Genomic DNA, 19,686 nt, shown 5'->3' on the forward strand with positions numbered 1-19,686 from the left:
CCTGGCTAATAGCTCATCCTTTGAAGCGGTCTCAACTCACCTTCACGAGGGATGCGCGCTACGGCGCGAGCCACCGGCGCGTGCGGTTGAGAGCGGCGCGCCCCCCGTTTTGTACGCCTTCGTGCAGTGATCACTGCGGAACGTCCGTGACCGGTGGAGACGAGGGCGACGGAGAGGAAAGGGGGTGGTCCACAGGCCGTTCGCAGTGGCGCCGAATCCTCATAAAGTGAGGAGCATTAGGTGTCGACGAGGAGGACTGCGGTGAGCGAGACGAGCCCCAAGCTGCGAGCCCAGCTGGAGGGAATCCCCACCTACAAGCCCGGCAAGCCTGCCGCGGCGGGTGGCCCCGTGGCGTACAAGCTGTCCTCCAACGAGAACCCCTACCCGCCGCTGCCCGGCGTGCTGGAGAGCGTGACGGCGGCGGCCGGTTCCTTCAACCGGTACCCGGACATGATGTGCACGGCCCTGATGAACGAGCTGGCGGACCGTTTCGGAGTGCCGGTATCCCACCTGTCCACGGGCACGGGCTCGGTCGGTGTGGCCCAGCAACTGCTCCAGGCGACCTCCGGTCCCGGCGACGAGGTGATCTACGCCTGGCGGTCCTTCGAGGCGTATCCGATCATCACGCAGATCAGCGGGGCCACGTCCGTGCAGGTGCCGCTGACGCCGGGCGAGGTGCACGACCTGGACGCGATGGCGGACGCGATCACCGACCGGACGCGGCTGATCTTCGTGTGCAACCCCAACAACCCGACGGGCACGGTGGTCCGCCGGGCCGAGCTTGAGCGCTTCCTCGACCGGGTGCCGGGCGATGTGCTTGTCGTGCTGGACGAGGCGTACCGGGAGTTCATCCGCGACACCGGCGTTCCGGACGGGGTCGAGCTCTACCGCGAGCGGCCGAACGTCTGCGTGCTGCGTACCTTCTCCAAGGCGTACGGCCTCGCCGGGCTCCGGGTGGGCTTCGCGATCGCCCACGAGCCGGTGGCGGCCGCCCTGCGCAAGACGGCGGTGCCGTTCGGAGTGAGTCAGCTCGCCCAGGAGGCGGCCATCGCCTCGCTCCGCGCGGAGGACGAACTGCTCGGCCGCGTCGGTGCGCTGGTCTGCGAGCGCACGCGTGTCGCCGAGGGCCTGCGGGGGCAGGGCTGGACGGTGCCCGAGACCCAGGCGAACTTCGTATGGCTGCGCCTGGGAGATCGCACGGTCGAGTTCGCCGCGGCGTGCGAGCAGGCCGGCGCCGTCGTCCGGCCGTTCCCCGGTGAGGGCGTCCGCGTGACGATCGGCGAGCCCGAGGCGAACGACATCTTCCTGAAGGCGGCGGACTCGTTCCGCAAGGACCTGTAACCGCGGCGGTTGCGAGGGTGCTTCCAACGGGCGTCGGGTCGCCGGGGCGACGGCGTCCGCTGGTGGCGTGGGGTGTGCCGCTGGGCACGGGATGGTCAGGCCCGTCAAGGTGTGACGAGTTCCACACGGATCGGGCCGTCGTCCTGTACGGCGCATGGAGATGCGGGTCGCGTCGGCGAGCCACAGCAGACCGCACGGGCCGGTGAGGACACGGTTGTTGCCCCGCGAGCCCGGCGCGGGCCGGGTGGGGAGGGCGAGCGGGCCGCTGTCGGCGGCAGCTTCGTTCCGGGCCGCGCAGGGGCTGCGGAGGGGCGATCTGTTGAAGCTGCCGCCGGGGGGTTGACTTGAAAGAGGGGACCCCCCTTGGGGCGTCCCAGTCCCGTGGGTCATAATAGCTTGTGAATGTGAACGCGTTCACAAGCTGCCCGGTTGCTCCCGAGGTGTGGGTGACACAACGGGCGAAACTGCCGCCATGACCACGGCATGTAAGGAGAAGACGTGGACATCGCTTTGGCGCCGGAGACTCTGGCGCGATGGCAGTTCGGCATCACCACCGTCTACCACTTCCTCTTCGTCCCCCTGACGATCTCGCTCGCCGCGCTCACCGCGGGACTGCAGACCGCATGGGTCCGTACGCAGAAGGAGAAGTACCTCAGGGCCACCAAGTTCTGGGGCAAGCTCTTCCTGATCAACATCGCGATGGGCGTCGTCACCGGCATCGTGCAGGAGTTCCAGTTCGGCATGAACTGGTCCGACTACTCGCGCTTCGTCGGTGACGTCTTCGGCGCCCCGCTGGCCTTCGAGGCCCTGATCGCCTTCTTCTTCGAGTCGACCTTCATAGGCCTGTGGATCTTCGGCTGGGACAAGCTACCGCCGAAGATCCACCTCGCCTGCATGTGGATGGTGTCGATCGGCACGATCCTGTCGGCGTACTTCATCCTCGCGGCCAACTCGTGGATGCAGCATCCGGTCGGCTACCGGATCAACGAGCAGAAGGGCCGCGCCGAGCTGACCGACTTCTGGCTCGTCCTGACTCAGAACACCACGCTGACCCAGGTCTTCCACACCCTCACCGCGGCCTTTCTCACCGGCGGCGCGTTCATGGTCGGCATCGCCGCCTACCACCTGGCCCGCAAGAAGCACATCCCGGTGATGAAGACCTCGCTGCGGCTCGGCCTGGTCACCGTGGTCATCGCCGGCATGCTCACCGCGATCAGCGGTGACCTGCTCGGCAAGGTCATGTTCAAGCAGCAGCCGATGAAGATGGCCGCCGCCGAAGCCCTCTGGGACGGCCAGGCGCCCGCGCCCTTCTCGGTCTTCGCCTACGGTGACGTGGACAAGGGCCACAACAAGGTCGCCATCGAGATCCCGGGCCTGCTGTCCTTCCTCGCCAACGACGACTTCGACTCGTACGTCCCCGGCATCAACGACGTCAACAAGTCCGAGCAGCAGAAGTACGGGCCCGGCGACTACCGGCCCAACATCCCCGTCGCCTACTGGGGCTTCCGCTGGATGATCGGCTTCGGAATGACGTCCTTCGCTCTGGGACTGGTCGGACTGTGGCTGACCCGCAAGAAGTTCCTCCTGCCCCAGCACCTGAGGGTGGGCGACGACGAGGTGCCGCATCTCACGCTGCTGCCCGGGAAGGCCCTCGGCCCGACCCTCACCAGGTGGTACTGGCGCATCGCGGTCCTCACCCTGGGCTTCCCGCTGATTGCCAGCTCCTGGGGCTGGATCTTCACCGAGATGGGCCGCCAGCCCTGGGTCGTCTATGGCGTGTTGCGCACTCGCGACGCGGTCTCCCCCGGAGTCTCGCAGGGCGAGGTCCTCACCTCGATGATCGTGTTCACCACGCTGTACGCGATCCTCGCCGTCGTCGAGGTCAAGCTCCTCGCGAAGTACGTCAAGGCCGGGCCGCCCGAGCTCACCGAGGCCGATCTGAACCCGCCCACGAAGATCGGCGGCGACTCCCGTGACGCCGACAAGCCGATGGCCTTCTCCTACTAGGCCGAGGGAGCTGCACAGTCATGGAACTTCACGACGTCTGGTTCGTCCTCATCGCGGTCCTGTGGATCGGCTACTTCTTCCTGGAGGGGTTCGACTTCGGGGTCGGTGTCCTCACCAAGCTGCTGGCCCGGAACCGCCCGGAGAAGCGGGTCCTCATCAACACCATCGGACCCGTCTGGGACGGTAACGAAGTCTGGCTGCTCTCGGCGGGCGGTGCCACCTTCGCCGCCTTCCCCGAGTGGTACGCCACGCTGTTCTCCGGTTTCTACCTGCCGTTGCTGCTCATCCTGGTCTGCCTGATCGTCCGCGGAGTCGCCTTCGAGTACCGGGCGAAGAGGCCGGAGGAGAGCTGGCAGCGCAACTGGGAGACCGCGATCTTCTGGACCTCGCTGCTCCCCGCGTTCCTCTGGGGTGTGGCCTTCGCCAACATCGTGCGCGGGGTGAAGATCGGCCCCGACCTGGAGTACGTGGGCAACGTCGCGGACCTGTTCAACCCGTACGCCCTCCTCGGCGGTCTGGTCACGCTGTCGCTCTTCACCTTCCACGGCACGGTGTTCGTCGGACTCAAGACCGTGGGGGACATCCGCGAAAGGGCGCGCAAGCTCGCGCTGCGCGTCGGCCTGGCCACAGCCGTGCTGGCACTCGTCTTCCTGCTCTGGACGCAGGCCGACAAGGGCGACACCACGTCGCTGGTCGCGCTGATCGTGGCGGTGGCCTCGCTTGCTGTCGCGCTGGGAGCGGCTCACGTACGCCGTGAAGGCTGGGCATTCGCACTGTCGGGGCTCACCATCGTGGCGGCCGTCACGATGCTCTTCCTGGTGCTGTTCCCGAACGTCATGCCGTCCTCGCTGAACGCGGACTGGAGCCTCACAGTCACCAACGCCTCGTCGAGCCCGTACACCCTGAAGATCATGACCTGGTGCGCGGGGATCGCCACACCGATCGTGCTGCTCTATCAGGGCTGGACGTACTGGGTGTTCCGCAAGCGGATCGGTACGCATCACATCGCCGACGCCTCGCACTGAGTCCGGCCGGGAGGTGTGGTGTGCGGTTTCACGTGAAACACACCTCCCCGAGTCGAAGGGCATGTTTCACGTGAAACATGCCTGTTGAGAAGAGGGTGTGTTTCACGTGAAACCGATCGACCCGCGACTGCTCCGGTATGCCCGCGCCACCCGCCTCTTTCTGGGAGCGGTGGTCGGTCTGGGCGTTGCCGGGGCTGTCCTCGTCATCGCCCAGGCGATGCTCCTTGCCGAAGTGGTGGTCGGTGCTTTCCAGCACGGGATGGACGTCGCCGCACTGCGCACTCCCCTGCTGCTGTTGATCGTCGTCGCATGTGGCCGGGCGCTGGTCTCCTGGCTCACCGAGCTCGCCGCGCACCGTGCGAGTGCGGCGGTGAAGTCGGAGTTGCGGGGGCGGTTGCTGGAGCGGGCTGCCGCGCTGGGGCCCGGCTGGTTGAGCGGGCAGCGCACGGGTTCGTTGATCAACCTCGCCACAAGGGGCGTGGACGCCCTCGATGACTACTTCGCGCGTTATCTGCCGCAGTTGGGGCTCGCGGTGGTCGTGCCCGTGGCGGTGCTCGCGCGCGTCGTCACCGAAGACTGGGTGTCGGCGGCCATCATCGTCGGCACGCTGCCGCTGATCCCCGTTTTCATGGTGCTGATCGGTTGGGCCACGCGCTCGCAGATGGACCGCCAGTGGCGGCTCCTGTCTCGGCTGTCCGGGCACTTCCTGGATGTGGTCGCCGGGCTGCCGACGCTCAAGGTGTTCGGGCGGGCCAAAGCGCAGGCCGAGTCGATCAAGCGGATCACCGGCGAGTACCGGCGAGCGACCATGCGGACGCTGCGGATCGCGTTCCTCTCCTCCTTCGCGCTGGAGTTGCTTGCCACGATCTCCGTCGCGCTGGTCGCGGTGACCATCGGGATGCGACTCGTGCACGGCGAGATGGACCTGTACATCGGATTGGTCATCCTCGTCCTCGCGCCTGAGGCATATCTACCGCTGCGGCAGGTGGGGGCACAGTTCCACGCGGCCGCCGAGGGACTCGCGGCGGCCGAGGAGATCTTCGAAGTGCTGCAGACGCCCGTGCGGGCCTCCGGCTCCCTGCCCGTGCCGGATGGCGGGGTTCGCTTCGAGAGCGTGACCGTCCGCTACCCGGGTCGGTCGTACGACGCGGTCGCGGACGTGACCTTCGAGGTCGCGCCCGGGGAAACGGTGGCTCTGGTCGGGCCGAGCGGTGTGGGCAAGTCCACCCTGCTGAACGTTCTGCTGGGCTTCGTGGAGCCGGCTGGGGGGCGGGTACGGATCGGGGGCGCCGACCTGGCCGGACTCGATCTGGAGAAGTGGCACTCGCGGGTGGCCTGGGTGCCGCAGCGGCCCCATATCTTCGCCGGGACCATCGCCGAGAACGTACGACTTGCTCGGCCGGACGCGGACGACGCGGACGTGCGGCGGGCCCTGACCGATGCGGGAGCGCTGGACTTCGTCGACGCACTGCCCGCCGGGCTCGACACGGTCCTGGGCGAGGACGGTGCCGGTCTCTCCGCCGGGCAGCGCCAACGTCTGGCCCTGGCGCGGGCATTCCTCGCGGACCGGCCCGTGCTGCTGCTCGACGAGCCGACGGCTTCCCTCGACGGGGAGACCGAGGCGGAGGTCGTGGACGCCGTACGGCGGCTCGCGGTCGGCCGGACCGTGCTGCTGGTGGTCCACCGGCCGGCGTTGCTGAAGGTGGCTGATCGGGTGGTCCGGCTGGAGGCCGAGACGACCGCCATGGTTCCGTCTGTACCGCGGACCGGAGGGACGCGGACAGACACGCGAGACGAGGACGCGACCGCGCTCCCCACCAGCGAGGAGGAGATGCCGCTGGAACGGCATCACTCCGTGCTGACCCGCGTCCGTGCCATGGCCGGCCCTCGTCGAGGTCGCCTCGCGCTTGCCCTGCTGCTCGGCAGTCTCGCTCTCGGCAGTGCCGTCGGCCTCATGGCGACCTCTGGGTGGCTCATCTCGCGGGCGTCACAACAGCCGCCGGTGCTGTATCTGATGGTCGCCGTGACGGCCACGCGGGCCTTCGGGATCGGGCGGGCCGTGTTCCGGTACGCGGAGCGGCTCGTGTCGCACGACGCCGTACTGCGGATGCTGGCCGACACCCGGGTCGCCGTTTACCGGCGGCTGGAGCGGCTGGCGCCCGCAGGGCTGCGGCGCACCCGGCGTGGGGACCTGCTCTCGCGGCTCGTCGCGGATGTGGATGCGCTCCAGGACTACTGGGTGCGCTGGCTGCTGCCGGCCGGAGCCGCGATCGTCGTGTCGGTCGCCTCTGTCGGGTTCACCGCGTGGCTGCTGCCCGAGGCCGGTGCCGTACTCGCCCTGGGACTGCTCGCGGCCGGGGCCGGGGTTCCGCTGGTCACCGGAGCCGTGGCGCAGCGCGCCGAACGCCGGCTCGCCCCCGCCCGCGGCACGCTGGCCACCCGTGTGGCCGATCTGCTCACCGGGACAGCCGAACTGACGGTGGCGGGCGCCCTGCGCACACGTACCACCGAGGCGCGCCGGGCCGACACCGCGCTGACCCGGATCGCGTCCCGTGCCGCTACCGCCACCGCGCTGGGCGACGGGCTCACCGCACTCGTCACCGGGCTCACCGTGGCCGCCACCGCGCTCGTGGGGGCGCAGGCGGTTGCCGACGGCCGGCTCGGCGGAGTCGTGATGGCCGTAGTCGTCCTCACTCCGCTCGCCGCCTTCGAGGCCGTCATGGGCCTGCCGCTCGCCGTGCAGTTCCGGCAGCGGGTACGCAAGAGCGCGGAGCGCGTGTACGAGGTGGTGGACGCCCCCGATCCCGTACGCGAGCCCGAACAGCCGGTGCCCGATCCGCAGTCGCCGTTCCCCCTCGTTCTCACTGGGCTCGCCGCCCGGCATGCCGAGCAGAACCGGGACGCGCTCGCCGGGATCGACCTCACCCTTGACCAGGGCCGCAGGATCGCCGTGGTCGGCCCCTCGGGATCGGGCAAGACGACGCTCGCGCAGGTGCTGTTGCGGTTCCTGGACGCGCATGAGGGGACGTACACACTCGGAGGAGTGGACGCCTACGCGCTCGAAGGGGATGCCGTACGGCGACTCGTCGGCCTGTGTGCCCAGGACGCGCACCTTTTCGACAGCTCGGTGCGTGAGAACCTGCTGCTGGCCCGGAAGGACGCCACGGAGGCGGAGGTACGGGACGCCCTCGCACGGGCGCGGCTCCTGGACTGGGTCGACGGACTGCCCGACGGGCTGGACACCCTCATCGGCGAGCACGGGGCGCGGCTGTCCGGCGGCCAGCGCCAGAGGCTTGCCCTGGCTCGTGCCCTGCTCGCCGATTTCCCCGTGCTCGTCCTTGACGAGCCCTCGGAACACCTCGACCTGGCGACCGCCGACGCGCTCACCGCGGACCTGCTGGCCGCGACGGAGGGCCGTACGACTCTGTTGATCACCCATCGACTGGCCGGGCTGGAGGCCGTGGACGAGGTCGTCGTTCTCAGGGAGGGACGCGTCGTGCAGCGTGGTCCCTTCTCCGCACTGGCCGCTGTGGACGGGGCGTTGCGGGCGATGGTGGAGCGAGAGACCGCGGGGGCACTGCTGGCCGGCGCGCAGGGAAGCTGATGGTTCGCGACGGGCCGGCGGGCGACGGGCCGGCGGGCGAGGGCCTTGCGGTCGCGCTGGGTGTCGGGACGCTGAGGACGCGCACACGTGTGCTGGCAAGCCGCCGTGCGGGACTCCCCCGTACCGGCCCCCTGTTCGGCTCAGCGCGTCTGGTCCATTGGTGGCACCCGATCCCCCAGCCGTACGACTCGAACAGGACCTCGCCCCTCGGAGGGCGCCACGATCGCTGGCATGCGTTCATCTTGGCGACGTCACTCATTGCTCGTCCCGGTGCTGTTGTGCGCCTGTCTGGTCCTCGTCCCGCAGCCGACGGCTGCCGAGGGCGACAGCCGGAGCACGGAGGCCTCCGATGCCTCCGAGCCCGGCCCCAGGGTGGCGCGGCTGCACCAGGAGGCGGCCGCGGTGGCGCAGCAGTATGAACTGGTCCGGCGCGAAGGCAAGGCACGCCGTGCTGAGGCACAGCGGCTGGAGAAGCTCCTGGCGCGCGAGCGGAAGCAGATGAAGACGCTGCACCAGGACCTCGGACGGGTCGCACGTGCCCGGTACCGCGAGGGCGGCGGACTGCCGTCCACCATGCGTCTGCTGCTCGCGGACAGTCCCGACGAGCTGATGCGCGGCCACCGAGTGGTGTGGCAGAGAGACCTGGCGGTCGACCAAAAGGTGTCCAGGAACCTCCGTGCGGAGGCGCGGCTCGCGGCCGACGAGAAGCGGGCGGCTACCGAGTGGCGAAAGCTTCAACGGCGGAACGCCGAACTCGCCAGGACGAAGCGGGCGATCGAGAAGAAACTCGAAGAGGCGCGATGGAGCCTCCAGAGACAGGCCGACGCGTCGGCGGCAGCGGGCGCCTGCCGGAAAGCCACCCGGCTGGACCAGCCGGACACGGGTTCCAAGCGCGGATGGGTCGCGCCTGTGGAACGGTACGTACTCTCCGCGAGATTCGGCGGAGGCGGCGCGCACTGGGCGAACGGGCACACCGGGCAGGACTTCGCGGTGCCCATCGGAACACCGGTACGGGCAGCCGGGGAGGGGCGGGTCGTGCAGGTGTCCTGCGGGGGCGCCTTCGGCATCCAGATCGTCGTCCGGCACACCGACCGCTCCTACACGCAGTACGCCCACCTCGCCGCCGTCGCGGTCAACCCGGGCGAGCAGGTGGCCCCCGGGCAGTGGATCGGACAGGCGGGCACGACCGGCAACTCCACCGGTCCGCACCTGCACTTCGAGGTACGGAACACACCGGAGCTGGGGTCAGGGATCGATCCGGTGCCGTGGCTGCTGAAGCACGGTGTGAAGCTGTAGGCGGACCCCGGGCGCCCGCTACGCCCGCAACCGCTCCGCCACTATCTGCTCGATCACGACAGCGACCCCGTCCTCGTTGTTGGCGACGGTCTGCCCCGAGGCCGCCGCGACCACATCGGGGTGCGCGTTCCCCATGGCGTACGACCGGCCCGCCCACGTCAGCATCTCGACGTCGTTCGGCATGTCCCCGAAGGCGACGACCTCCTCGTGGGAGATGCCGCGCTCGGCGCAGCACAGCGCGAGCGTGCTGGCCTTGGAGACGCCGGGACCGCTGATCTCCAGCAGCGCGCTGGGACTGGAGCGGGTGATGGTGGCCCGGTCACCGACGGCGATGCGAGCGGTGGTGAGGAAGTCGTCGGGGTCGATAACGGGGTGGTACGCCAGGATCTTGAGTACCGGCTCGTCGGCGGCGACTCCGTCCGGCGCCAGCAACTTCTCCGCGGGCGCGAGGGTGTCGGGGACCTCCATGTGCAGCTTCGGATACTCCGGCTCCTGATGGAAGCCGTAGGTCTGCTCGACGGCGTACACGGTTCCCGGCGCAGCCGCGCGCAGCAGTTGTACCGCGTCGAGCGCGTTCTCCCGTACGAGCTCGCGGATCTTGACGAAGCGGTGGGTGCCGGGACCGCCGTGCAGGTCGACCACGGCGGCACCGTTGCCGCAGATCGCCAGGCCGTGTCCGTGGACGTGGTCGCTGACGACGTCCATCCAGCGGGCCGGACGGCCGGTGACGAAGAAGACCTCGATGCCCGCCTCCTCGGCGGCCGCGAGAGCGGCGACCGTGCGCGCGGACACCGACTTGTCGTCGCGCAGGAGTGTGCCGTCGAGATCCGTGGCGATCAGTCGGGGCGGGACGGTCGGGGCCGGGGTCGCGGGCTGTCTCGTCGCTGAGGTCACGGGCTCATTCTCGCGCATATGCCTGCACGCCAGTGCGAGGGCCCGCACGGGTGAGTGATTACTGCCCCCTCATGGGCGTGACCGTGAGGCCGACGACCATGATCTTGTTGAGTTCGCCACCGCTGTGACCAGGGACGACATCCGTCGACGGACCCGGAACCGGCCGCCGTGGCCCAGCCCGCGCCGGCACGCGTAGGCAGGCGTGCTGTACGCCGGGTCTTTCTCAGAAGCGTCGAGCAGCACCGTAGGCTCTGCACCATGAGTCTGCGCCTGAGCACCGTGATCCTCCCGTACCGCCGCTGGCACGAAGGCGGGCGCGGCGCGTGGCAGCGGGCCGAGCAGCTCGGGTTCCACACCGCGTACACCTATGACCACCTCTCCTGGCGTTCGTTCCGCGACGGCCCGTGGTTCGGGGCGATGCCGACGCTGACGGCCGCCGCGGGCGTCACGGAACGGATGCGTCTGGGCACTCTCGTCACGTCGCCCAATTTCAGGCACCCGGTGACCCTCGCTAAAGAGCTGATCTCGCTCGATGACATCTCCGGCGGCCGGATCACGCTGGGCATCGGCGCGGGCGGCAACGGCTTCGACGCCACCGTGCTCGGGCAGGAACCCTGGACGCCGAGGGAACGCGCCGACCGTTTCGCCGAGTGCGTTTCGCTGCTCGACCGGCTGCTGACCGACGACGGGGCGAACGGTGTCTCGTACGCCGGCGACTTCTACTCGGCGCATGAGGCGCGCAACATCCCCGGCTGCGTGCAGCGCCCCCGGATGCCCTTCGCGGTGGCCGCCACCGGCCCCCGAGGGCTGCGGCTCGCCGCGCGCCACGGGCAGGCGTGGGTGACGACGGGTGACCCGAAGCTGTACGAGACGGGCACTCCCGAGCAGTCCCGGCGGGCACTGCGCGACCAGGTCGAGAATCTGGGCAAGGCGTGTGCGGACATCGGCCGCGACATCAGCGCCATGGACAAGATCCTTCTCACCGGGTTCACCCCGGACCGTGGCCGTCCGTTGGAGTCCCTCGGCGCCTTCGTCGACTTCGCCGGAAAGCACAGGGAACTGGGCTTCACCGAGATCGTGATCCACTGGCCCATCCCCGACTCCGACTTCGCCGCGGACGAGGCCGTTTTCGAACGCATCGCCACGGAGGCGGTCGCCCAACTCGGCTGATGTCTTCACGATCCGCCGAGACTCGACGGCCGGGCATGAGCGGTGACAGCGTGATCAGTGCGACTCGGGAAAGCGCAGGTACTGCGGCGGTACTGCCTCGGTGAGCCACACACCGTTGTCGCTGACGCGGAACACGTGGCCGTCGCGGTGCATGGCGTCGGCGTCCACGGAGAGCACGACGGGACGGCCGCGGCGGGCACCGACGCGGGTGGCGGTCTCGCGGTCGGGCGAGAGGTGCACGTCGTGGCGGTTCATGGCACGCAGCCCCTCTGCCCGGATGGCGTCCAGATTGCGGGCCACGGTCCCGTGGTAGAGGTACGGCGGCGGTGCGGCCGTGGGCAGCCCGAGGTCCACCTCGACGGTGTGGCCCTGGTTGGCGCGGATCCGGGTGCCCTCGACGGCGAAGCGCTGTTTGTCGTTGGTGGCGACCACGTGGTCGAGCTCGGCTCTGGTGATCCGGAAGCCGTGCACGGTGGCCGCCGCGATCAAGGTGTCGATCTCGACCCAGCCGCCGTCGCCGAGCGTGAGCCCGATCCGCTCGGGCTGGTGGCGCAGGTGCTTCGACAGGTACTTCGACACCTTGGCGGTGCGGCGATCATCCATCGGGTTCGTCCGTTCGTTCCTTCATCCCGCCCATCCCACCAGCGTGCCTGGAGAGACGCGTATCACGCACGCGATTTTGATCGGGATGTTTGATCCACAGCCAAGTACGGTTATCCACAGGGGAATTGGCGAGACTGTGGACAACTCGACCGGCCATTCACACTACTTCGCCACATTCATCCCCTTTGGCATGACTTATCGCGAGTGAGTCCAAGGCTCTTGCCCGGACCTCCCGTTCGGCAGCGATCGCGACGAACTCGGCTGCCCGCTCCGGGCCAACCAGCTCCTCCACGGCGCGCATTGTGGCCGCCGGTATCGGCACGGACCGCGTCTCCCCGGCTGTCTCCACCTCGGCTGTCTCCACCTCGGCTGTCTCCGCCTCGGCTGTCTCCGCCTCGGCTGTCTCCGCCTCGGTCGAAGGGTGGTGCCTGAGCGCGGACAGCGGAACCCCGGCTGCGTGCAATGCGGCTGCCACGGCCAGTTCTTGGGGGCTCGGCACGAGGAACACGTCGTTCTGGCCGGGCACGGGCTCCACTGCGCCCAGCTCGATCGCGTCCGCCACCGCCGCGTCGTCCGGACGGCCGCCGAACCGTTCGTCCAGCTCGGTCCGCGAGATCCGCACAGCCGCCGGGTCGGTCCACGGACCGTCGGCCTCGGCGACCAGGCCGAGTATGCCGCCGAGGCCGCGTCCCGCGTCCCAGGCCTCCAGGAGCTCCTTGATCGAGGCCAGCGTGTAGCCGCGGTCCAGGAGGTCGGCGATCTGGTGGAGGCGGGCCAGATGGACGTCCGAATACACATTGGCCCGGCCTCGACGCTCGGGGCGGGGGAGCAGCCCGCGGTCCTGGTAGGCGCGGATGGTCCGGACGGTTGTGCCGCTGTGGTGCGCCAGGTCCTCTATGCGGTACGCGACGCCGACGGACTCGTTGTTCACCGCCCCTGCCTTTCTCTCTTCCCGCGCGCTGCCATTCCGTGCGCCCGCGCGATGTCCTTCCGCGGGCTGTGCGAAGTCGTTCCTCGGGTGCGTGCGGTCCCCGTCGCGCACCCATGCGAGCGGGCCCTTGCATCCGCTCGTGCGGTGCGCGGTTCCCTGAAGACCGCTCACAACGGCGGCTCCAGTCGTGCGATCGCGTGCAGAGCCCTCGGCGCAAAGCGGGACAGAAGACGGCCGCCGCGGGCCTCGGGGGTGACTGGGACAACGGCCTCGTTGCGCACGACGGCGCGCAGGATCGCGTCCGCGACCTTCTCCGGCGGGTAGTTGCGCAGAGCGTACAGTCGCGCGGCTTTCTTCTGGCGCCGCTTCTCCTCGTCGGCGTCGACGCCCGCGAAGCGGGCGGTCGAGGGAATGTTGGTGTTCACGAACCCCGGGCAGATCGCCGACACCCCGATGCCCTGGTCGGCCAGCTCCGCGCGCAGGCACTCGCTGAGCATCAGGACGGCGGCCTTGGAGGTGCTGTAGGCGGGCAACGTCTTCGACGGCAGGTACGCCGCCGCGGACGCGGTGTTGACGATATGGCCGCCCTGGCCGCGCTCGGCCATCTGCCGGCCGAAGAGCCGACAGCCGTGGACAACGCCCCACAGGTTGACGTCGAGGACCTTCTTCCAGTCCTCGGGGGTGGTGTCGAGAAAGGATCCCGACAGGCCGATCCCGGCGTTGTTCACCAGCACGTCCACCACGCCGTACTGCGCGGCGACCCTTTGGGCGAGCTGTTCCATGGCCTGCTCGTCGGAGACGTCGACCGGTTCGGCCCATGCCTCGGGAGCGCCGGTCAGGCGGGACAACTCCGCCGTACGGGCAGCGCCCTCCGCGTCCCGGTCGACCGCCACCACGCGCGCGCCGGACTCGGCGAACGCCAAGGCCGTGGCCCGCCCTATGCCGCTGCCCGCGCCGGTGACCAGCACCAACTGCCCGCTGAACCGGTCGGCGTACTTCCCGGTGGGCGTCGGAGTGGGTCTGCCGTCCTCGGTGGCTGTGACGAACTCGGTGATCCAGGCGGCCAGCTGATCGGGGCGCGTCCGGGGGATCCAGTGTTTGGCCGGGAGCGTGTGACGGGTCAACTGCGGGACCCACAGCTCCAGCTCGTCGTAGAGCCGCTCCGACAGGAACGCGTCCCGCAAGGGCGTGATGAGCTGTACGGGCGCGTGTGCGTACGCGTCATCACGGGGGCGTGAGAACCGGGCCCGGACGTTGTCCCGGTACAGCCACGCGCCGTGCGCCGCGTCTGTGCTCAGCGAAGGGGTCGGGTAGTCACCCGCGGTGAGCCTCTCGGTCCGCTGGAGCATCCGGGGCCACCGCTTGCCGAGGGGGCCGCGCCAGGCGAGCTCGGGCAGAAGCGGAGTGTGCAGCAGGTAGACGTACCAGGACCTGGCGCCCTGGCCGAGGAGCTGGCCCACTCTGCGCGGCGTCGGACGCTTCACGCGCTGCCTGAGCCAGTGCCCGAAGTGGTCGAGGGAGGGCCCGGACATCGATGTGAAGGACGCGATCCGGCCCTCGGTGCGCCCGACCGTCACAAACTCCCAGCCCTGCACCGACCCCCAGTCGTGCCCCACCAGGTGCACGGGCCGCCCCGGGCTGACCGCGTCCGCGACCGCCAGGAAGTCGTCCGTCAGTCTCTCCAGCGTGAACCCGCCGCGCAGCGGTTGCGGAGCCGTCGACCTGCCGTGCCCGCGGACGTCGTACAGCACGACGTGGAAGCGGCCGGCCAGGCGCGGTGCGAGTTCTGACCACACCTCCTTGGAGTCCGGGTAGCCGTGAACGAGGACGACGGTGGGCTGGTGCGGGTCGCCCAGCTCGGCGACGCACAGCTCGACGCCGCCCGACCGCACGCGGCGCTCCCGCGCGCCGGTGAGGCCGCCGCCTGGCTTCTGTTCCCTGTCGCTCATGAGCATCCCTTCTCGGCCGCGCCCCAGGGGCGCGCGGCCACAGCCATGTACACGGTCCCCTCTTCGCTGACTGCGGAACGTGTCCGTAACGTGACACTGCCGAATGTGACAATGGTCGGCGGCTGCGTCAATAGCCGTCCGGGCGGCCTGTGGACAACCATCCGTGGCCGCACTCACCTAACTCGCGGCGACGCCTTCGACGTCACGGACCTGACGGACCCTGCGGGGGCCTGGTCGGCCCCGCAGGCATGGCCGGCCCTCGCAGGACTGGGCGGGACTGGGCGGTCTCTCCGGTCCGTCGGCCGAGGTGACGTCGGTCGAGGACCCGCCCGCCGATGCCCGCCGGCCCTGCCCGGTTGTTCGACCTCAGGGTGACCCTTACGGGCCCGTAATACTCCAGAGTGACTCGCAGACAGCTCTGCGGGGTGACGACCGGCTGTGGCCCGTGCCACTAGCGTCGAAGGCGTGACTGTGATCGCGACCGAAAGCCTGAGCAAGCGGTTCCCGAGGGTGACCGCGCTTGACCGGCTCTCCGTGGACGTCGGACCCGGTGTGACGGGACTCGTCGGTGCCAACGGGGCCGGCAAGTCCACACTGATCAAGATCCTTCTGGGTCTGTCCCCCGCCACCGAGGGCCGTGCCGAAGTGCTCGGACTTGACGTCGCCACCAAAGGCGGTGCCATCCGTGAGCGGGTCGGATACATGCCGGAGCACGATTGCCTGCCCCCCGACGTGTCGGCCACCGAGTTCGTCGTGCACATGGCTCGCATGTCCGGCCTCCCTCCCACCGCCGCGCGCGAGCGCACCGCGGACACGCTGCGCCACGTCGGCCTGTACGAGGAGCGGTACCGCCCCATAGGCGGCTACTCGACGGGCATGAAGCAGCGCGTCAAGCTCGCCCAGGCCCTGGTGCACGACCCGCAGCTGGTCTTCCTGGACGAGCCGACCAACGGCCTCGACCCGGTCGGCCGCGACGAGATGCTCGGCCTGATCCGCCGCATCCACACCGACTTCGGCATCTCGGTCCTGGTCACGTCCCACCTGCTGGGCGAGCTGGAGCGCACCTGCGACCACGTGGTCGTCATCGACGGCGGCAAGCTTCTGCGCTCCAGCTCCACCACGGACTTCACACAGACCACGACCACGCTCGCGATCGAGGTCACCGACACCGACGAGCACCCGGACGGCACGCGGGCGATGCGCGAGGCGCTCCACGCACGCGGGGTGGAGACCCACCAGGGCGACGGCCTCCCCGGGGCGGGACACATCCTCCTGCTCACCGCGCAGGGGGACGAGACCTACGACCTCGTGCGCGACGTGGTCGCCGACCTCGGCCTCGGCCTGGTCCGCATGGAGCAGCGAAGGCACCACATCGCTGAGGTCTTCAAGGACGACGAGCGGGCGGACGCCCAGGTCTCCGCACCGGACGCACGGAAGGAGGCGGTCGGCCATGGCGGTTGAGCAGCCACAGGCACCGGCCATGGCGCGCGCGGGTGAGCAGACCCGCATCCACGACATCGGCTACCGCAGCTACGACGGCCCCCGACTGGGCCGCGCATACGCCCGCCGCTCCCTCTACTCGCAGTCCCTGCGTGGCGCGTACGGGCTGGGCCGTTCGGCCAAGTCCAAAGTCCTGCCGATGCTGCTGTTCGTGGTGATGTGCGTCCCCGCACTGATCATGGTGGCGGTAGCGGTCACCACGAAGGCGAACGACCTCCCTGTCCACTACACGCGCTACGCCATCATCATGCAGGCCATGATCGGCCTGTATGTGGCGTCCCAGGCGCCCCAGGCCGTCTCGCGCGACCTGCGTTTCAAGACCGTACCGCTGTACTTCTCACGCCCCATCGAGACCGCCGACTACGTGCGCGCGAAGTTCGCGGCGCTGGCCTCGGCACTGTTCATCCTGACGGCCGCGCCACTGCTGGTGCTCTACGTGGGCGCGTTGCTGGCCAAGCTCGACTTCACCGACCAGACCAAGGGATTCGCACAGGGACTCGTTTCCGTGGCACTGCTCTCGCTCCTCTTCGCCGGCCTCGGCCTGGTCATCGCCTCGGTCACCCCGCGTCGCGGCTTCGGCATCGCGGCCGTGATCGCCGTACTGACCATCTCCTACGGCGCTGTGTCCACGCTCCAGGCCATCGCGGACGCGCAGACCAACACCGGAGCCGTCCCCTGGATAGGCCTGTTCTCGCCCATCACGCTCATCGACGGAGTGCAGTCCGCCTTCCTGGGCGCGAACTCGGCATTCCCGGGCGGGGCCGGCCCCGGCAACGGGGAAGGCGTCGTCTACGTCCTCGTCGTCCTGGGCCTCATCGCCGGCAGCTACGGCCTCCTGATGCGCCGCTACCGAAAGGTGGGCCTGTGAACCGTCCGCCCGGCGAAGAAGAAGTTTTCCTGGCCCACGCCGCTCGGCCGCTCAGCGAGCGAGCGAGTCGTACACGATCAACACCAGCCGGGTTGGGACCAGCCCGGTTCCCCAATGGAATGGAGGGCGTTGTGCCGGCTTGGTTCCCGCTCAGCACGCCGCGGGCGTACCGCAGTTCCGGGCCGCACGGCGCCCAGAGCCGGAATATCCGGAGGTTCGGGTGACCACGCTCAGCATCGACCACGTCTCCCGCTGGTTCGGCAACGTGGTCGCCGTCAACGACATCACCATGACGGTCGGCCCCGGAGTCACCGGCCTGCTCGGTCCGAACGGCGCCGGAAAGTCCACCCTCATCAACATGATGGGCGGCTTCCTCGCCCCGTCCACGGGCTCCATCACGCTCGACGGCAAGCCCGTCTGGCGCAACGAGCAGATCTACCGGCACATCGGCATCGTCCCCGAGCGCGAGGCGATGTACGACTTCCTCACGGGCCGCGAATTCGTCGTCGCCAACGCCGAGTTGCACGGTCTCGGTGAGAAGGCCGCCGCGCGGGCACTCGCCACGGTCGAGATGGAGTACGCGCAGGACCGCAGGATCTCGACGTACTCCAAGGGCATGCGGCAGCGCGTGAAGATGGCGAGCGCCCTCGTCCACGACCCGTCGCTGCTCCTGCTCGACGAGCCGTTCAACGGCATGGACCCGCGCCAGCGCATGCAGCTCATGGACCTGCTGCGGCGCATGGGTGACGAGGGCCGCACGGTGCTGTTCTCGTCCCACATCCTCGAAGAGGTCGAGCAACTCGCCGCCCACATCGAGGTGATCGTCGCCGGGCGGCACGCGGCGAGCGGTGACTTCCGCCGCATTCGCCGCCTGATGACCGATCGCCCGCACCGCTACCTGGTGCGCTCCAGCGACGACCGTGCTCTGGCGGCCGCGCTGATCGCGGACCCGTCGACCGCGGGCATCGAAGTGGATCGGGCCGAGGGCGCACTGCTGATCCAGGCCGTCGACTTCGGCCGCTTCACAGCGCTGCTGCCCCGGGTGGCCAGGGAACACGGCATCCGCCTGCTGACGGTCTCGCCGTCGGACGAGTCCCTTGAGTCCGTCTTCTCGTATCTGGTCGCGGCGTAGGAGGCCGAAGATGTACGACCCCACAGTCGCCCGGCTCACCTACCGGGCTCTGCTAGGCCGCCGTCGGGCTCTCATCCTCGGCGCGCTGCCCGTGCTGTTGATCGTGATCTCGGCGGCCGTGCGCGGCTTCAGCGGTGCCGACGACCAGGTGGCCGCCGACGTACTCGGCGGGTTCGCACTCGCCACGATGGTGCCGATCATCGGCGTCATCGCGGGAACGGGTGCGATCGGACCCGAGATTGACGACGGTTCGGTGGTGTACCTGCTGTCCAAGCCCGTGAAGCGGCCGACGATCATCTTCACCAAGCTGATCGTGGCGATCGCCGTGACGATGGTGTTCTCGGCGGCCCCGACCTTCGTCGCGGGCCTGATCCTCAACGGCAACGGCCAGCAGATAGCGGTCGCGTACACGGTGGCTGCCCTGGTCGCGTCGATCGCGTACGCGGCGCTCTTCCTCCTGTTGGGCACGGTGACACGGCACGCGGTCGTCTTCGGCCTCGTCTACGCGCTCGTCTGGGAGGCCCTTTTCGGCTCCCTGGTGTCCGGTGCACGCACGCTCAGCGTCCAGCAGTGGGCCCTCGCGGTCGCCCAGAAGGTCGCGGGCGGGGATCTCGTCACCTCGGACGTCGGACTGCCGACCGCGGTGATCCTGCTGGCGGCGGTCACTGCGGGCGCGACCTGGTACGCGGGCCAGAAACTCCGGACGCTGAAGCTGGCCGGGGAAGAGTGAACCGGGAGGAGTGAGCGGGGAGGAGTGAGCGGGGAGGAGTGACCGGGCGCCGCGCGAGTGTGGGCGGACTCCCCGTGCGTGGGACTCCCTTCGTGTGAGGGTCCACGCCCGGGGTGCTCCGGGTCTTGACGGTGGCTTCACACGTGTCCGGGCACACTGGGCAAAGGGGATGGACGACCAGGAGGACGGGGATGGCAGCGGAGAAGCCGATAGGCGAGGCCGGGAAGGCCTCGGGAGCCGACGCCGGAGCCGACGCCGGAGCCCGCGCCGGGTCCGGTGACGTCTGGGACGACGTGCTGCTGGACGAGGACTTCATACGGTCCGCGGAGACGTCCGAGCCGTCCGCTCGGGCCCGGATGCTCGCCGCCCGCTGGCGCAGGCAGGCACCTGATCCTCAGCCCTGGCGGTCCGACGAGCCGCCCGCGGGCTGGTTCTTCAGCAAGGCGCGGCGACGGAAGTGGCGTCGCCGGTAGAAGCTTGGCTCGGTCAGGCCACCGGTGGCTGATTGGCTGGGGCGTGGTCGGCCGGGTGGCGTGTCGGCGGGGCCGCGCTTCGGCGGGAGCTTTGGACTGCTGGGTGCTGGTTTATTCGGTGGCGTCCGACTTGGTCCTACCGGCACAGTGGACCTGTCCCCGA

15 protein-coding genes are annotated in these 19,686 nt (G+C 69.5%); 11 read left to right on the forward strand and 4 right to left on the reverse strand.

Annotated elements, in window-relative coordinates; translation table 11 throughout:
- Window positions 1-261: 261 nt before the first annotated feature.
- From hisC to IE262_RS29055, 5 genes are all read left to right on the forward strand, one after another.
- The gene (hisC, locus tag IE262_RS29035; protein ID WP_134038055.1) at window positions 262-1,341 is read left to right on the forward strand and encodes a histidinol-phosphate transaminase; all 1,080 of its coding nucleotides are present in this window, start codon (window positions 262-264) and stop codon (window positions 1,339-1,341) included.
- Between the two features lie 498 nt (window positions 1,342-1,839).
- Window positions 1,840-3,348, forward strand: coding sequence for a cytochrome ubiquinol oxidase subunit I (locus tag IE262_RS29040; protein WP_189877820.1), 1,509 nt, complete (start codon window positions 1,840-1,842; stop codon window positions 3,346-3,348).
- A gap of 20 nt (window positions 3,349-3,368) precedes the next feature.
- The gene (gene cydB, locus IE262_RS29045; protein ID WP_189877822.1) at window positions 3,369-4,373 is read left to right on the forward strand and encodes a cytochrome d ubiquinol oxidase subunit II; all 1,005 of its coding nucleotides are present in this window, start codon (window positions 3,369-3,371) and stop codon (window positions 4,371-4,373) included.
- Window positions 4,374-4,479: 106 nt separating this feature from the next.
- A complete protein-coding gene (gene cydD, locus IE262_RS29050) occupies window positions 4,480-7,977 on the forward strand; it encodes a thiol reductant ABC exporter subunit CydD (RefSeq protein WP_189877824.1) in 3,498 nt (1,165 codons plus the stop codon).
- A gap of 231 nt (window positions 7,978-8,208) precedes the next feature.
- Complete coding sequence (locus IE262_RS29055) at window positions 8,209-9,273, forward strand: M23 family metallopeptidase (RefSeq protein ID WP_134038042.1); 1,065 nt, start codon at window positions 8,209-8,211, stop codon at window positions 9,271-9,273.
- Window positions 9,274-9,291: 18 nt separating this feature from the next.
- Here IE262_RS29055 and IE262_RS29060 read toward each other — a convergent pair whose 3' ends face one another.
- Entirely contained in the window at window positions 9,292-10,167 is an 876-nt protein-coding gene (locus tag IE262_RS29060) for an HAD family hydrolase (protein ID WP_229877558.1), read from the reverse strand.
- A gap of 258 nt (window positions 10,168-10,425) precedes the next feature.
- Between IE262_RS29060 and IE262_RS29065 the strand changes: the two genes are divergently transcribed.
- Complete coding sequence (locus IE262_RS29065; RefSeq protein ID WP_189877828.1) at window positions 10,426-11,337, forward strand: LLM class flavin-dependent oxidoreductase; 912 nt, start codon at window positions 10,426-10,428, stop codon at window positions 11,335-11,337.
- 54 nt (window positions 11,338-11,391) lie between these two features.
- On the opposite strand, the gene IE262_RS29070 is transcribed toward IE262_RS29065, so the two are convergent.
- The 3 genes from IE262_RS29070 to IE262_RS29080 form a co-directional block, all read right to left on the reverse strand.
- A complete protein-coding gene (locus IE262_RS29070) occupies window positions 11,392-11,940 on the reverse strand; it encodes an RNA 2'-phosphotransferase (protein WP_134038033.1) in 549 nt (182 codons plus the stop codon).
- Between the two features lie 157 nt (window positions 11,941-12,097).
- A complete protein-coding gene (locus IE262_RS29075) occupies window positions 12,098-12,871 on the reverse strand; it encodes a MerR family transcriptional regulator (protein WP_189877831.1) in 774 nt (257 codons plus the stop codon).
- Window positions 12,872-13,038: 167 nt separating this feature from the next.
- Window positions 13,039-14,820: an SDR family oxidoreductase gene (locus IE262_RS29080; RefSeq protein WP_189877833.1), complete on the reverse strand. Its 1,782-nt coding sequence runs from the start codon at window positions 14,818-14,820 to the stop codon at window positions 13,039-13,041.
- A 471-nt stretch (window positions 14,821-15,291) separates the two neighbouring features.
- Here IE262_RS29080 and IE262_RS29085 point away from each other — a divergent pair, with 471 nt between their 5' ends.
- From IE262_RS29085 to IE262_RS39740, 5 genes are all read left to right on the forward strand, one after another.
- Window positions 15,292-16,281, forward strand: coding sequence for an ABC transporter ATP-binding protein (locus tag IE262_RS29085; protein ID WP_134038617.1), 990 nt, complete (start codon window positions 15,292-15,294; stop codon window positions 16,279-16,281).
- Entirely contained in the window at window positions 16,271-17,188 is a 918-nt protein-coding gene (locus IE262_RS29090) for an ABC transporter permease subunit (protein WP_189877835.1), read from the forward strand. The genes IE262_RS29085 and IE262_RS29090 overlap by 11 nt, the downstream gene beginning before the upstream one ends.
- 220 nt (window positions 17,189-17,408) lie before the next feature.
- A complete protein-coding gene (locus tag IE262_RS29095; protein ID WP_134038024.1) occupies window positions 17,409-18,320 on the forward strand; it encodes an ABC transporter ATP-binding protein in 912 nt (303 codons plus the stop codon).
- A gap of 10 nt (window positions 18,321-18,330) precedes the next feature.
- Window positions 18,331-19,050, forward strand: coding sequence for an ABC transporter permease (locus IE262_RS29100; RefSeq protein ID WP_189877837.1), 720 nt, complete (start codon window positions 18,331-18,333; stop codon window positions 19,048-19,050).
- A gap of 191 nt (window positions 19,051-19,241) precedes the next feature.
- Window positions 19,242-19,523, forward strand: coding sequence for an SGM_3592 family protein (locus tag IE262_RS39740; protein WP_134038018.1), 282 nt, complete (start codon window positions 19,242-19,244; stop codon window positions 19,521-19,523).
- Window positions 19,524-19,686: the final 163 nt, after the last annotated feature.

This window comes from Streptomyces bluensis (genome assembly GCF_014650715.1).
Taxonomy (GTDB): Bacteria; Actinomycetota; Actinomycetes; order Streptomycetales; family Streptomycetaceae; genus Streptomyces; species Streptomyces bluensis.